The organism is Nocardia vaccinii NBRC 15922, assembly GCF_001613305.1.
GTDB classification, from domain to species: domain Bacteria; phylum Actinomycetota; class Actinomycetes; order Mycobacteriales; family Mycobacteriaceae; genus Nocardia; species Nocardia vaccinii.
Genome location: NZ_BDCC01000009.1, coordinates 277,529 through 290,626, shown reverse-complemented (window position 1 = coordinate 290,626; position 13,098 = coordinate 277,529). Strand labels below are relative to the sequence as shown.

The window sequence follows — 13,098 nt, the reverse complement described above, 5'->3', positions numbered from 1 at the left end:
CCGGGCCGAATGCACTGCGGGCGTAGGTGTCGGCGCGATTACTCGACCGTCGGGGTGATCACCGCGGCCACTACCGCGCCCAGGCCCCACACCGCGCCCGAGCGCTGCCAGGGGCGGCCGCGGTCGAGCGAGGTGCGGCCGGGCCGGTGAAGGCGATCGCGCGACGGCGAGGGCGTCGACGGCGAGGGCACAGACGAGGGGATTCCCGGGTTCGCCGACTCAGTATTTCGGGATGCCCGGGTCCTCGAACCCCGGGTCGGCTCGGCGCATGGCGGCGATATCGTCGCGGTCGCGCAGCTGCGGCATGGCGTTCCAGCGTTCGTGCAGGCGGGCGACCGCCTCCCGGTCGAGCGTGACGCCCAGGCCGGGTGCGTCCGGGACGGTGACCGCGCCCTCGGTGAAGGTGATCCGCTCGGTGATCACGTCCTCGCGCTGCCACGGGTAGTGGCTGTCGCAGGCGTATTCCAGATCCGGCACGGTGGCCGCGACATGGGTCATCGCGGCCAGGCTGATCCCCAGGTGGGTGTTGGAATGCATGGACAGGCCCCGGCCGTACGCGCGGCACACCGCGGCCAGATCGCGAGTGGCGAACAGACCGCCCCAGTAGTGATGGTCCGACAGGACGATCTGCACCGCGTCGCGGTCGAAGGCGGGCTTCACCTCGTCCAGTGCGGTCACGATCATATTGGTGGCCAACGGTATTCCGGTGAGTCGATGTACCTCGGCCATCTCGTCCACCGTGGCCGCGGGATCCTCCAGGTATTCGACCACCCCGGTGAGCTCCTCGGCGACGTGCAGCGCGGTCTTCAACGACCAGCCCCCGTTGGGATCCAAACGCAGTGGCATGCCCGGGAATTCGGCCGCCAGCGCCCGGATCGCCGCGATCTCCTCGTCCGGCGGCATGACTCCGCCCTTGAGTTTGAACGACCGGAAACCGCCGTACTCGAAGAACTTTCGCGCCAGTTGAACCACACCCGCGGGATCCAGCGCCGCGCCCCACTCGTCGGTGGGTGCGTCACCGATCGGATGCTCGGCCCATTTGTAGAACAGGTATCCGGAGTACTCGACCCGATCGCGCACCTTGCCGCCCAGCAACGTGTGCACCGGCACGCCGAGATGTTGTCCCAGCGCGTCGAGCGCGGCGACTTCGAGTGCGGACAGCACGCTCAACCGGACCTTGTCCGTGGTCAGCGCGCCCCGCAACCCGCTGGCCGCGGGCTGCGCGTCCAGTAGCGTGCTCGCTCCCCGCCCGATGCCGCCGATCGAGTTGACCGCCCCGATCGACCGCCCGGCCAGCTGCGGCGCGAGTGCCGTGGCACGCTCGAAATACACGGTGTCGCCGTAGGTTTCACCGAGCCCGACGATCCCGCCCTCGATTTCGACCTCCACGATCAGTCGTGGCGTGTACGGCTGATGCACTCCCGACAGATTCAACAGCGGCGGATCGGCGATCAGGATCGGCGTCAGCCGGACGTCGGTGATCGCGGGAAGTGCTGTACCGGTGTGTAATTCGTCGGTCATCGGTGTGCTCCATCGATTAGTGGGTGACGATTGCGCGCTTCGGCCTCGGGCAGTCGTGGGCTCCCCACACCGACGGCAACGGACTCGCGACGAGCTCTGGCGCGAGCGGGCGGGCGATCGCAGGGAAAGGCCGTGTGAGTGATCGAGAGAGCTGTGTCGCTGACCGATGCACCTTCCATCAGCGCACCCCGTCGACGCGACGGGGCAGATTCCAGGGGTTCGCGTCCTGGAGCGGGGGTGGGAGGAGAGCTTCGGGAAAGCCCTGCCAGGCGACGGGACGCAGGAAGCGGTCGATGGCGGCGGTGCCCATGGAGGTGAACTGGGGAGTCGTGGTGGCGGGATAGGGGCCGCCGTGCTGCTGGGCCCAGGACAGCGTGATGCCGGTGGGCCAGCTGTTCCAGATCAGGCGTCCGGCCAGACGGGTGAGCGCCGGGAGCAGGGCGCGGACGGTGTCGGCGTCGGAGTCCTGGGCGTGCACCGTGGCGGTGAGGCCCGGTTCGAGGTGGCGCAGCAGGGAACGCAGTTCGTCCGCGCCCGCGTATTCCACGATCAGCGAGACGGGGCCGAAGCACTCCGCGTCGAGGGATTCGGCGTGCGCGAGGAAGTCCGCGCCACTGACCTTCAGCAGCGTCGGGCCGAATTCGGCCGCGCCCGGTCCAGGTGCGTACAACACCGTGACCGCGGGATGTTCGCGCAGCCGGTCCAGGCCGTCGCGGTAGCCGTGCGCGATCCGGTCGTTGAGCAACCGCTGCGCCGGAACGGCGGTCACCGCCGCCAGCAAGGCCTCGTCCAGCCCGTGCTCGGCGGGCAGCAGCAACAGCCCGGGTTTGGTGCAGAACTGCCCCGCACCCAGCGTGAACGATCCGACGTACCCGCCGGCCACCTCTGCTCCGCGCTCGCGCACCGCGGTCTCGGTGACGACCACCGGATTGACGCTGCCGAGCTCACCGTAGAACGGGATCGGCCGCGGCCGCGCGTTGGCGATATCGAACAGGGCGCGCCCACCGGCCTCGGATCCGGTGAACGCCGCCGCCGCGATACCGGGATGACGCAGCGCGGTCACGCCCGATTCGAGCCCGTAGACGATGCCGACGGTCCCTTCCGGCGCACCTGCCGCGAGCAGCGCCTCGGACAGGATCGCGAAGGTGCGCGCGGACAGTTCCGGATGTCCGGGATGAGCCTTGACGACGACCGGACATCCGGCGGCGAGCGCGGCGGCGGTGTCGTGCCCGGCGACGCTCAGCGTCAGCGGGAAGTTGCTCGCCGTGAACACCAGCACCGGTCCGATCGGAACCGTCATCCGCCGGATGTCCGGACGCGGCCCCATCGGCCAGTCCGGATCGGCGTGATCGACCGCGGCGCGCAGGAATTCACCGTCGGTGAGCACCTGCCCGAACAGCCGCAGCTGGAATACGGTGCGCACCATCTCCGAACGCAGCCGCGGCTGTTCAGGTAGGTGGGTTTCCCTCGCCGCCAACGCGACCAGTTCCGGCGAGGCCTTCTCCAGCGCATCGGCCGCGGCCCCGAGCCAGCGGGCGCGTTCGGCGGGAGTGGTCTGCGCGAGCTGTTCCGCGGCGTCCACCGCCGCGGTGACGATGCGATCGATGTCCTCGGGAGACGTCTCGGTAGTCACTGTGTCCTCCACCGGTAGTTGGAATCTGTTGTCGGCTGGGCGGTTTCAGGATCGAATTCGGAATTCGTCGACGGTCCAGGCCCGCGCCTGATCGCTGAGTGTCACGCCGAGGCCGGGGCGCGACGACAGGTGCATGCGCCCGTCGCGGATCTCGAGCCGTTCGTCGAACAGCGGGTCGAACCATTCGAAGTGTTCCACCCAGGGTTCGATCGGATACGCCGCGGCGAGATGGACGTGCACCTCCATCACGAAATGCGGTGCCAGCTGGAGATGTTCGCGACCGGCCAGGGACATCACGTCCAGGAAGCGGCTGATGCCGCCGACGCGCGGCGCGTCCGGCTGCACGATATCGATTCCGGCCCTGATCAATTCGCTGTGCTCGGCCACGCTGGTGAGCATCTCTCCGGTGGCGATGGATGTGTCGAAGGTCTGCGACAGCTGTGCGTGTCCGGCGAAATCGTAAGCGTCCAAGGGCTCTTCGATCCACACCAACGACAACGGGTCGAACGCCCGGCACATCCTTCGCGCGGTCGGCCGGTCCCACTGCTGGTTGGCATCGACCATCAGCGGCGTGTGGTCGCCGATCTTCTCCCGCACCGCGGTGACCCGCGCGATATCCACCGCGTTGTCGGGATGTCCGACCTTGATCTTGATACCGCCGATACCGGACTCGAGCGAGGCGGTGGCACGGTCGAGCACCTCCTCGATCGGTGCGTGCAGGAAACCGCCGGAGGTGTTGTAGCAGCGAACCGAATCACGGTACGCGCCCAGTAATTTCGCCAGCGGCAGTCCGGCGCGCTTGGCCTTGAGATCCCACAGCGCGACGTCGAACGCGGCGATCGCCTGCACGGACAGGCCGCTGCGGCCGACCGAAGCCCCGGCCCACATGAGCTTGTCCCAGATCTTGCCGATATCGCTGGGGTCTTCGCCGAGCAGGACCGGCGCGATCTCCCGGGCGTGCGCGAACTGTCCGGGCCCGCCCGCGCGCTTGGAATAGCCGATGCCGATGCCTTCGAGCCCGGCTTCGGTGGTGATCTCGGCGAACAGCACGGCGACCTCGGTCATCGGCTTCTGCCGCCCGGTGAGGACCTTGGCGTCACTGATCCCGGTGGGCAACGGAAGGGTGACCGAGGAGAGCGTGACGCCGGTGATCCGGTCCAGTACGGCTGGGGTAGTGGTCATAACGGATCTCCTTGTCAGGCAATGCTCTTGACGAGCTCGGTCAGCTCGGCGAGCTCGCCGTCGGTCAGGTCGGTCAGCGGCGGGCGCACCCGGCTCGACGAGCGGCCCACCGCGGTCAGGCCGGCCTTGATGATCGATACCGCATATCCCGCGCTGCGATCGCGGATATCCAGGTAGGGCAGGACGAAGGTGCGCAACCGCCGGTACACCTCCTCGCGATCGTGCGCGCGCACGGCTCGATAGAACTCCAATGCGAACTCCGGCACGAAGTTGAAGATCGCCGAAGAGTATGTGGTGACGCCCATTTCGGTGTAGGGCAGGGCGAAGGTCTCCGCGGTGGGGAGCCCGCCGATATAGGTGAGCCGGTCGCCCATCCGCGCGTAGATGCGGGTCATCGTCTCGATATTGCCCACGCCGTCCTTGAATCCGACCAGGTTCGGGCATCGTTCGGCCATCCGCGCGACGGTCACGTCGTCGATGCGCGCATTCGCGCGGCTGTAGAAGATCACGCCCAGCGAGGTGGCCGCGCACACCGCGGCGACATGTTCCACCAGCCCCTCCGGCCCGGCCTCGGTCAGATATGGCGGGAGCAGTAGAATCCCCTGTGCCCCAGCGGATTCGGCGTTCCGGACCTGTTCCACCGCGACGGCGGTCCCGGCGGTTGCCGGGGCGATCACCGGCACGCCCTGTCCCGCTGTCTCGGCGACCGCGGCGCGCACGACCCGATCGATCTCGGCGGTGGTCAGCGAGAAACCCTCACCCGTACCGCCCGCGGCGAACAGCCCGGCCACGTCGTATTGCGCCAGCCAGCCGATGTGTTCCCGATAGGCGGCCTCGTCGAAGGCGAGATCGTCGTCGAAATGCGTGACCGGGAACGACAGCAGCCCGCGCCCCAGCGCGGGGCCGAGATCTTCGGCGGATATCTGTGACACGGGTTTCCTCCTCGGGGAATGGCATTCGCGGGCGGTATGCCGACGCGTCGGACTCAGGCGTCCGGCCAGGACTCCAACAGGTCGATGACGCGGCGCAGGGCCGGATTGGCGGGATGCCGCCGCCAGACCGCATACAGTTCGGCGGGTTCGCGCACGCCCGACAGGGGGCGGTAGCGCACCCCGTCGGGATGCAGGTGGCTGGCGGTCTCGGGAACCAGGGCCAGCCCGCGCCCGGCGGCCACCAGCGCGAGCATGGTGTGCACCTGGGTCAGCCGGTCGGCGGGATCGTAGGAGATTCCGGCCAGTGTCCTGGTCATGAGTTCGGCGAAGTAGCGGGCCGGACCCGGTGCGTACACCAGCAGCCGTTCGCCCTCGAGTTCGTCCAGCGCCATCGGTGTTTCGGCGTCGAGGCGGTGCCCGGCGGGCACGGCCAGCACCAGCGGTTCGCGGTGCACCAGCCGGGCGTCGAATTCGGCGCGGTCGAAGGGCGGGCGGGCGAACGCGAGATCCAGTTTGCCGCTGGACAATTCCTCGAACTGTACGGCGCTGACCTGTTCGGCGAGTACGAGTTCGATCTCCGGCAGCGACCGGGAGATCTGGTTGAGGAATCGGCCCAGGAAACCGAAGCCCGCGGTGGCGGTGAAACCGATTCGCACGGTTCCGGTCCGGCCCGCCGCGACCAGTCGCGCGGTACTCGGCGCAGCCTCGGCCAGGGCGAGCAACCGGCGCGCCTCGGCGAGGAAAACCTCACCGGCGGGGGTCAATTCGACCTGCCGTTGGGTCCGGTCCAGGAGCAGTACGCCGATATCGCGTTCGAGTTTCTGGATCTGGCGGCTCAGCGGGGGCTGGGTCATCTGTAGTCGTTCCGCGGCGCGGCGGAAATTACCCTCCTGCGCGACGACGACGAAGCCGCGGACCTGTTCCAGGGACAACATGGCGGACAACTTTCCGTCGCCGGTCATGGTTGCTCCTCGGTGCTGCGGGCGTGGTGTGTGGGCATCGGTTTCCTTTGCAGGCTAGGACGAGCCGGTGATACCCGTCCAACATCGTTTCAGCATCACGATATGCCCAAGAGGTATCATTCACGATTCATATATCTGAATACTTTCCGAAAGCCGGAGGTATTCGAGATTGAGAATGCGGAGGGCTCTGACTAGCCTTCCGAGACACGGGTCACCCAGCGAAGGAGTGCCATGCAGCGCCGCATCGGCAGTGAGCGTCGTGCTGATACCGATTCCGAATCCGATTCAGCCGCCGGGACCGGCGCCGCGGCCGAATCCGCGGCCGGGGTGAAATCCGCCCGCCGCGCGATCAGCCTGCTGGAGGTGTTCGCCGCACAGCAGTCCTGGTTATCCCTGGCGCAGTTGCACGCGGCCACCGGATTTCCCCGTTCGAGCCTGCACGGTCTGCTGCGCACCCTGCGCGACGCGGGCTGGATCGAGACCGAGGAGACCGGCACCCGATTCCGGCTGGGGGTGCGGGCATTGATGTGCGGCACCGCCTATCTCGACCGCGATCCGGCGATGCCGTTCGCCACCGAAACCCTCGAGCGGCTGCGCGAGCAGACCGGATTCACCACGCACTACGCCCGGCTGGCCGGTGCCGAGGTGGTGTATCTGGAGACCCGCGAATCACGCACCTCGGGACATCTCATCTCCCGGGTCGGCCGGGCGCTGCCCGCCCACGCCACCGCGCTGGGCAAGGCCCTGCTGGCCGAACTCGCCGACGCCGAACTGGGCGAACTGCTGCCCGCCCGGTTGCATCCGCTCACCGACCACACGATCACCGACCGCGACGTCCTGCATGCCGAGCTGGGCGTGGTGCGCGAACGCGGTTACGCGACCGAGCGGCAGGAGGGGACCGCGGGCGTGGCCTGCGCCGCCGCCGCGGTGCCCTACCGGATCCCGGCCACCGACGCGCTGAGCTGTTCGATGCCGATGGGCGAGGTGACCGAGGGCGAGCAGCACCGCATCGGCGAGGTGTTGCGCGAGGCCGCCGCCGAATTGGCCATGCGGCTGCGGCGCGCCGGAATACGTTGACCCGCCGCGACTTTCGCGGCACCGTACGCTACGCATCACAGCGAGGAGTTTCACCCATGTCGGATCAGCGCATCCTCATCACCGGTGCGGCGGGCATCGTCGGGACACTGCTGCGTCCCCGGCTCGCCCGTCCCGGCCGTACCCTGCGACTGCTCGACATCGCGCCGCTCGAACCCGCCGCGCCCGATGAGCTGGTCGAGATCATCACCGGATCGGTCACCGACGCCGAGGTTCTGGCGCGGGCCTGCGCGGGCGTGGATGCGGTGATCCATCTGGGCGGAGTCAGCCGCGAGGACACCTGGGAGCGCATCCTCGAGGTCAATATCGATGGCACGCACACCGTGCTCGAGGCCGCGCGGGCGGCCGGGGTGCCGCGGGTGATCCTGGCGTCGAGTAATCACGCGGTCGGCTTCCGCCGGATCGGCGAGGCCGGACCCGCCGGGCTGCCCGCCGACAGCAGCCCACGTCCGGACACGTACTACGGCGTGAGCAAGGCGGCCGTCGAGGCGCTCGGCAGTCTCTACCATTCGCGGTTCGGGATGGATGTGAGCTGCCTGCGCATCGGCAGCTGTTTCGAGCGTCCCACGGACGTTCGCCAACTCTCGATCTGGTTGTCCCCGCAGGACTGCGCGCGGTTGCTCGAGTCCTGCCTGAGCACGGCCGAACCGGGATTCCGCGTGCTGTGGGGCATCTCCGCGAACACCCGCGCGGTGGTATCGCAGAGTGCGGGGGAACAGATCGGCTATCACTCCCTGGACGACGCCGAGGTCTTCGCCGATCAGGTGCCGCCGGGTGAATTGCCCGGCTATTTGGGCGGTGCGTTCTGCGATATTCCGCTGGGGCAGCACAACCCGTTGTGACGCCGGATCCTCGGCCTGGCCCGAGGGCTGCGTATGCGCGGGATGTTCACATATGTGACAGCATTACGCGATACCGAATGGGCATCGTCATGTGTATTGCGTCCACCTATCGAGCATGTGACCCTGAGCACACTTGTTTGGTAGTGAAGGAAGCAGCACATGCAGTACTCGGCAACGGCGCCGGATCAGCGGCGCCGGATCAGCATCTCCTACCTCTATTTCTTCGGTGCGCTCGGCGGCATCCTGTTCGGATACGACCTCGGTGTGATCTCCGGGGTGCTGTTGTTCATCAACCCGCTGTGGCATCTGGGGTCGGTCGCGCAGGGCGTCGTCGGCGGCTCGGTCGCCTTCGGCGCGATCTTCGGCGCCATGTTCGCCGGCCGGATCACCGATAGGTGGGGGCGGCGGCCCTCGATCGTGGTCGCATCGGTCGTCTTCGTGATCGGCGTGCTGGGGTGCACGTTCGCACCCGGATTCGGGGTGCTGGTGGTTGGGCGGTTCATCACCGGCGTCGCGGTGGGCTGCTCCTCGGCGACCGTGCCCACCTACCTGTCCGAGCTCGCGCCGACCCGGGTGCGCGGCAGGCTGTCGACGTTGAATCAGCTGATGATCGTCTCCGGCATCCTGATCGCGTACATCATCGACTGGGCGCTGTCCGACGCGGGCTCGGCCAACTGGCGAATCATGTTCGCCATCGCGGCGATTCCGGCCGTGGTCCTGTTCGTGGGGTTGATGTTCATGCCGGAAACCCCGCGTTGGCTGGTCAAGGCCGGGCGCGAGGCCGAAGCACGCGAGGTGCTCACCCAGACCCACCGCAACGACGACATCGATGCCGAATTGGGCAGTATCCGCGAGGTCATCCGGATCGATTCCGAACAGCGCGGCACACTGCGCGATCTGATCGCACCGTGGGCGCGGCCCGCGTTGGTCGTCGCGTTGATTCTCGCCGTGGGACAACAGTTCGCCGGCACCAACGCGGTGAATCTGTACGCGCCCACCATGTTCAAGCAACTGGGCCTGGCCACCTCGGGTTCGCTGATGGCATCGATCATCATGGGCGCGGTCAAGCTGGTGTTCACCGGCTGGGTGTTCCTGGTCGTGGATCGCTGGGGCCGCAAGCCGCTGTTGCTGATCGGCAATGTGCTGATGGCGTTGTCGCTGATCCTGTTGGGCGCCTGCGTGCTCGGCCTGGACAAGGGCACCGGCACCGGCATCATCGCCCTGCTGCTGCTGTGCCTGTACTGGGTCGGCTACGAATTGGGTTGGGGTGCGGTCGTCTGGGTGATGATGGCCGAGATCTTCCCGTTGCGGGTGCGCGGTATCGGCATGGGCGTCGGCAGTACGGTGCTCTGGGCGGCCACCTTCGCCATCACCTTCCTGTTCCCGGTGATGAGCGATCATCTCGGCCTGGCCGCCTCGTCCTTCATCTTCGCCGGTGTCAGCGTCGTGCTGTACGTCCTGGTGACGAAGTTCGTCCCGGAAACCAAGGGCCGCAGCCTGGAACAGATCGAACTCGACCTGCGCGCACGCGTCGGCGGCGTCGCTCGGGAGGCCGCGTGAGCGGCTCGGCGACGACGGTCGTCTATGTGTCCAATGCGGGCAGCGCCGAGATCTCGGTGCTGCGGCTCGAGGACGACGGCGCACTGAAACCGGTGCAAACGGTGCACACCGGCGGGTCGGTGATGCCGTTGACGACCGGGCCGGGCCATCGGCATCTGTACGCTTCGCTGCGGTCGGAGCCATATTCGGTGGTGTGTTACGAGATCGCCTCGGGCACCGGGGAACTCACCGAACAGGCGCGAATTCGGTTGCCGGACAACATGGCGTATCTGTCCGTCGATCGGGCCGGTCGTTTCCTGTTCGCGGCATCCTATTCCGGCAGCGTCGTGTCGGTGAATCCGATCGGGCCGGACGGAATCGTCGCGGCCGAGCCGAGTACGGTTCTCGCCACGCCGCCGCATGCGCATTCGTTCGTGGCCGATCCGTCGAACCGGTACCTGTTCGCGGCCTCACTCGGCGGCGATGTGCTCCTGCAATATCTGTTCGACCACGTCACCGGGGTGCCCATACTCAACGTGCCGCCGCATGTCCCGACCCTGCCGGGGGCCGGGCCGCGGCATCTCGTGTTCCACCCCGACGGCCGGTGGGTCTACGTGGTGAACGAGCTCGACGGGACGGTCGGCAGCTATGAATTCGACACCGGCACCGGATGTCTCAGGCCGATGGCCACTTATTCGGTGATGCCCGAGGGGTGCGGCGAACCGTGGGCCGCGGAGGTGCGGCTCACCCCGGACGGGCGTCGCCTGTACGTGTCCGAGCGACGTTCCAGCACACTCGCGGGGTTCCGGGTGGATACCGGCACCGGCGCGCTGGAACCGCTGGGGCACACCGCGACCGAGACCTGCCCGCGCGGATTCGATATCGATCCGAGCGGGCGGTACCTGCTCGCCGCGGGGCAGGAATCCGATGCGCTGACGGTTCACGTCATCGATCCGGATACCGGCGCGCTGAGCACTTGCGGCCGCCAGGGGCTGGGGCGCGATCCGAACTGGGTGGAGATCGTCGAACTCCGCTGAGCTCGCCGTGCCGGCGGGCTGTGCAATGCTGATGAGGGGCACAGCCCGCCGGGTCCGGCGCGGCGGCCGGACGACTGGAGGCGAGGGTGGCCGAGGAGACCCCGGTGACGGACGAACTGCGAATGAGCGCGGGCGAGGCGCTGATGACGGTGAACCCGGCGACGGGCCGGATGGCCCGGTTCCGCGCGGGCGCGCACGATCTGTTGCGGGTCGGCCCGCGATTCGGTTGCTTCCCGATGGCGCCGTGGTGCGGCCGGATGCGCGAGGGCGTCCTCGAATGGGCGGGGCAGCGGTATCAGCTGCCCCGCAATGCCGAGCCGCACGCCATCCACGGCACGGTACGGGACCATCCGTGGGAGGTGGTTCAGCATTCGGAAAGCAAACTCGTTCTCGCCCAGGATCTTCGCGAGCCCTGGCCGTTCGCCGGCCGGGTGACGCAGTCCTTCGAGTTGGGTCCGGAAACCGCGACCTTCGGGATGACGGTCGAGGCGGCCGCGGAACCCTTTCCCGCACAGGCGGGTTGGCATCCGTGGTTCGAACGCCGCCTGAGCGCCGACGGCGCGCCCGTCGACATCGGCTTCACCCCCGCCTGGCAGGAGAAACGCGGTGCGGACCAGCTACCGGACGGGAACCGCATCGCACCCGAACCCGGCCCGTGGGACGACTGCTTCGGCATGCCCGACGGGGTATCGGTCACGCTGACCTGGCCCGGCGCGCTGGAGTTGACCGTGCGCAGCCCACTGCGCTGGGTGGTCGTCTACGACGAACCGGACGACACCGTCTGCGTAGAACCGCAGTCGGGGCCGCCGAACGGGCTGAACACCGATCCGTCGATCGTCGAGCCCGGTGTGCCGCTGGCCACCGAGATGTCCTGGGCTTGGCGGGTTCCGGCCTAGGGGGCCGACCGGAGAACCGGTCACGTGACGGATCGAAAGATCGGTTGCGGGCCCCGAGCGCGTCAGTGCACCCGGGACGAGTCGGGCACCAGATGCCCGACCGAGATCAGAGTGCGTACCGCGGCCCGGCGACGGGGGCATTCGTCGGTGCGGCAATTCAGATGCATCTGCATGATGGTGTGCGCTCGCTCGGCGGTTAGCCCGATGGGTTCGACCCAGCACGTACTGAACCTGTCCACGATCCCCTACCCTTCCTCATAGACGTCGGGTATGACGCCGCCCTGAAATGAGACTAGAAGCTGTTTTCGGGGGGAAGAATGTGACGAGGGGACTGATTGTTGGTAATTTCGGACCGTGGTTCCTATCGGAAGTCCGTTCGGCGCACTCCCCCGCAGTAGCGCCAGTGTGCGAATGATGATCGCGGTTGGGCATGCGCACGGGCTGGATGATTCGACGTTATTACGTGGCACAGGAATTACCGAGCAGAATCTGGCTGACGAGTTTGCCCAATTCTGGGCGGATCAGGAATACGACGTCGCGCGCAACCTGCTCGGTGCATTGGGAGATGAGCCCGGCCTCGGTGTTGAGACCGCTCGACACGCGACGCTCGGCAAGGCCGGTCTGGCGGGTCTGGCGGCATTGGCCAGTGCGACCACCGGCGCGGTGCTCAACGTCGCGATCCGCTACCAGGATCTGGTTCCGGTCGCCGCGCGGTACTCGCTCGAGGAAGTCGGCGAGGAGGTCCTGATCATCGTCGACGGCCAGGCGATTCCGGAGGATGTGCGAGCCTACTTCGTCGAGCGGGACGTGATGCTGATCTTCATCGCCGGGAAGGTTCTCGGCGTCGACATCCCGGTGCGTGAGATCGGCTTGCGCGATCCGGCCGAGCGGGTCGCCGGACTGACCTCGGTGCCGCCGTTCGATCGCTATCCGGTGCTGTCCGGGCAGGTCCGCAACAGTATCGTCATCCCGCGCACCTTCCTGCGGCAGCCGATGCCGCAGGCCGATCCGCACACCGCGGCGATGGTGGAGCGGCAACTCGGGGAGGCGCTGCGTCAGCTGGTCGGGACCGGTCGCGGGTTGACCGCCGCGGTGTGCGATCGGCTGCTGCGCGATTCGGGTGTGGTGCCCACGATGGCCGAGGTCGCCGGGGAACTGCACGTCACGGCGCGCACCCTGCGCCGACAGCTCGCCGCGGAGGGGTCCACGTTCCGCGGTCTGCTCAACAACGTCCGGGAGAGCCGGGCCGCGGAGTTGTTGCGTGGCGGGTCGACCGTCGAGGAGGTCGCCCGACTGCTCGGCTACGCCGAGACCGCCAACTTCACACACGCTTTCACTCGCTGGCGCGGTATGTCGCCGAGGGCGTTCCGGCAGTCTCTCACGCGTGGCCGATAACGTGATTATTCATGCGCGGATGGCGGTAATCCGGCCGATCGGATCGGCCGGAAAGTGAGGTCGG

13 protein-coding genes are annotated in these 13,098 nt (G+C 67.8%); 6 read left to right on the top strand and 7 right to left on the bottom strand.

The window, feature by feature from the left end:
- Positions 1-38: 38 nt before the first annotated feature.
- From NV1_RS43280 to NV1_RS05965, 6 genes are all read right to left on the bottom strand, one after another.
- Positions 39-191 (bottom strand): hypothetical protein, encoded by a 153-nt coding sequence (locus NV1_RS43280; RefSeq protein WP_157116603.1) that lies wholly within the window; start codon positions 189-191, stop codon positions 39-41.
- Positions 192-219: 28 nt separating this feature from the next.
- Positions 220-1,521 (bottom strand): enolase C-terminal domain-like protein, encoded by a 1,302-nt coding sequence (locus NV1_RS05985; RefSeq protein ID WP_067886282.1) that lies wholly within the window; start codon positions 1,519-1,521, stop codon positions 220-222.
- Between the two features lie 178 nt (positions 1,522-1,699).
- On the bottom strand, positions 1,700-3,154 hold the full coding sequence (locus NV1_RS05980; RefSeq protein WP_067886718.1) for an aldehyde dehydrogenase (NADP(+)): 1,455 nt from the start codon (positions 3,152-3,154) through the stop codon (positions 1,700-1,702).
- 45 nt (positions 3,155-3,199) lie between these two features.
- Positions 3,200-4,336 (bottom strand): L-talarate/galactarate dehydratase, encoded by a 1,137-nt coding sequence (locus NV1_RS05975; protein WP_067886280.1) that lies wholly within the window; start codon positions 4,334-4,336, stop codon positions 3,200-3,202.
- Between the two features lie 14 nt (positions 4,337-4,350).
- Positions 4,351-5,268, bottom strand: a complete 918-nt coding sequence (gene kdgD / locus NV1_RS05970) for a 5-dehydro-4-deoxyglucarate dehydratase (RefSeq protein ID WP_067886278.1) — start codon at positions 5,266-5,268, stop codon at positions 4,351-4,353.
- A gap of 53 nt (positions 5,269-5,321) precedes the next feature.
- The gene (locus NV1_RS05965; protein ID WP_245713576.1) at positions 5,322-6,230 is read right to left on the bottom strand and encodes a LysR substrate-binding domain-containing protein; all 909 of its coding nucleotides are present in this window, start codon (positions 6,228-6,230) and stop codon (positions 5,322-5,324) included.
- A gap of 231 nt (positions 6,231-6,461) precedes the next feature.
- On the opposite strand from NV1_RS05965, the gene NV1_RS05960 reads away from it, so the two are divergent.
- The 5 genes from NV1_RS05960 (at position 6,462) to NV1_RS05940 (ending at position 11,639) form a co-directional block, all read left to right on the top strand.
- Positions 6,462-7,307 (top strand): IclR family transcriptional regulator, encoded by an 846-nt coding sequence (locus tag NV1_RS05960; protein ID WP_084525121.1) that lies wholly within the window; start codon positions 6,462-6,464, stop codon positions 7,305-7,307.
- 56 nt (positions 7,308-7,363) lie between these two features.
- Positions 7,364-8,167: an NAD-dependent epimerase/dehydratase family protein gene (locus tag NV1_RS05955; protein ID WP_067886276.1), complete on the top strand. Its 804-nt coding sequence runs from the start codon at positions 7,364-7,366 to the stop codon at positions 8,165-8,167.
- A 159-nt stretch (positions 8,168-8,326) separates the two neighbouring features.
- Positions 8,327-9,727, top strand: a complete 1,401-nt coding sequence (locus NV1_RS05950) for a sugar porter family MFS transporter (RefSeq protein WP_067886273.1) — start codon at positions 8,327-8,329, stop codon at positions 9,725-9,727.
- Positions 9,724-10,743: a lactonase family protein gene (locus NV1_RS05945; RefSeq protein ID WP_067886271.1), complete on the top strand. Its 1,020-nt coding sequence runs from the start codon at positions 9,724-9,726 to the stop codon at positions 10,741-10,743. Before NV1_RS05950 ends, NV1_RS05945 begins: the two co-directional genes overlap by 4 nt.
- A gap of 104 nt (positions 10,744-10,847) precedes the next feature.
- Positions 10,848-11,639 carry an aldose epimerase family protein gene (locus tag NV1_RS05940; protein ID WP_245713575.1) on the top strand — a complete coding sequence of 264 codons (792 nt, stop codon included), beginning with the start codon at positions 10,848-10,850 and terminating at the stop codon, positions 11,637-11,639.
- A gap of 62 nt (positions 11,640-11,701) precedes the next feature.
- Here NV1_RS05940 and NV1_RS43275 read toward each other — a convergent pair whose 3' ends face one another.
- Positions 11,702-11,878: a hypothetical protein gene (locus NV1_RS43275; protein WP_157116601.1), complete on the bottom strand. Its 177-nt coding sequence runs from the start codon at positions 11,876-11,878 to the stop codon at positions 11,702-11,704.
- A gap of 172 nt (positions 11,879-12,050) precedes the next feature.
- Between NV1_RS43275 and NV1_RS05935 the strand changes: the two genes are divergently transcribed.
- Positions 12,051-13,034, top strand: coding sequence for an AraC family transcriptional regulator (locus tag NV1_RS05935; protein WP_084525120.1), 984 nt, complete (start codon positions 12,051-12,053; stop codon positions 13,032-13,034).
- The last annotated feature ends 64 nt before the right edge of the window (positions 13,035-13,098 follow it).

Coding starts and splice junctions, on each gene's coding strand:
- NV1_RS05985 (WP_067886282.1), bottom strand. CDS start 1,521: ATGACCGACGAATTACACACCGGTACAGCACTTCCCGCGATCACCGAC.
- NV1_RS05975 (WP_067886280.1), bottom strand. CDS start 4,336: ATGACCACTACCCCAGCCGTACTGGACCGGATCACCGGCGTCACGCTC.
- NV1_RS05965 (WP_245713576.1), bottom strand. CDS start 6,230: ATGACCGGCGACGGAAAGTTGTCCGCCATGTTGTCCCTGGAACAGGTC.
- NV1_RS05960 (WP_084525121.1), top strand. CDS start 6,462: ATGCAGCGCCGCATCGGCAGTGAGCGTCGTGCTGATACCGATTCCGAA.
- NV1_RS05955 (WP_067886276.1), top strand. CDS start 7,364: ATGTCGGATCAGCGCATCCTCATCACCGGTGCGGCGGGCATCGTCGGG.
- NV1_RS05950 (WP_067886273.1), top strand. CDS start 8,327: ATGCAGTACTCGGCAACGGCGCCGGATCAGCGGCGCCGGATCAGCATC.
- NV1_RS05935 (WP_084525120.1), top strand. CDS start 12,051: ATGATGATCGCGGTTGGGCATGCGCACGGGCTGGATGATTCGACGTTA.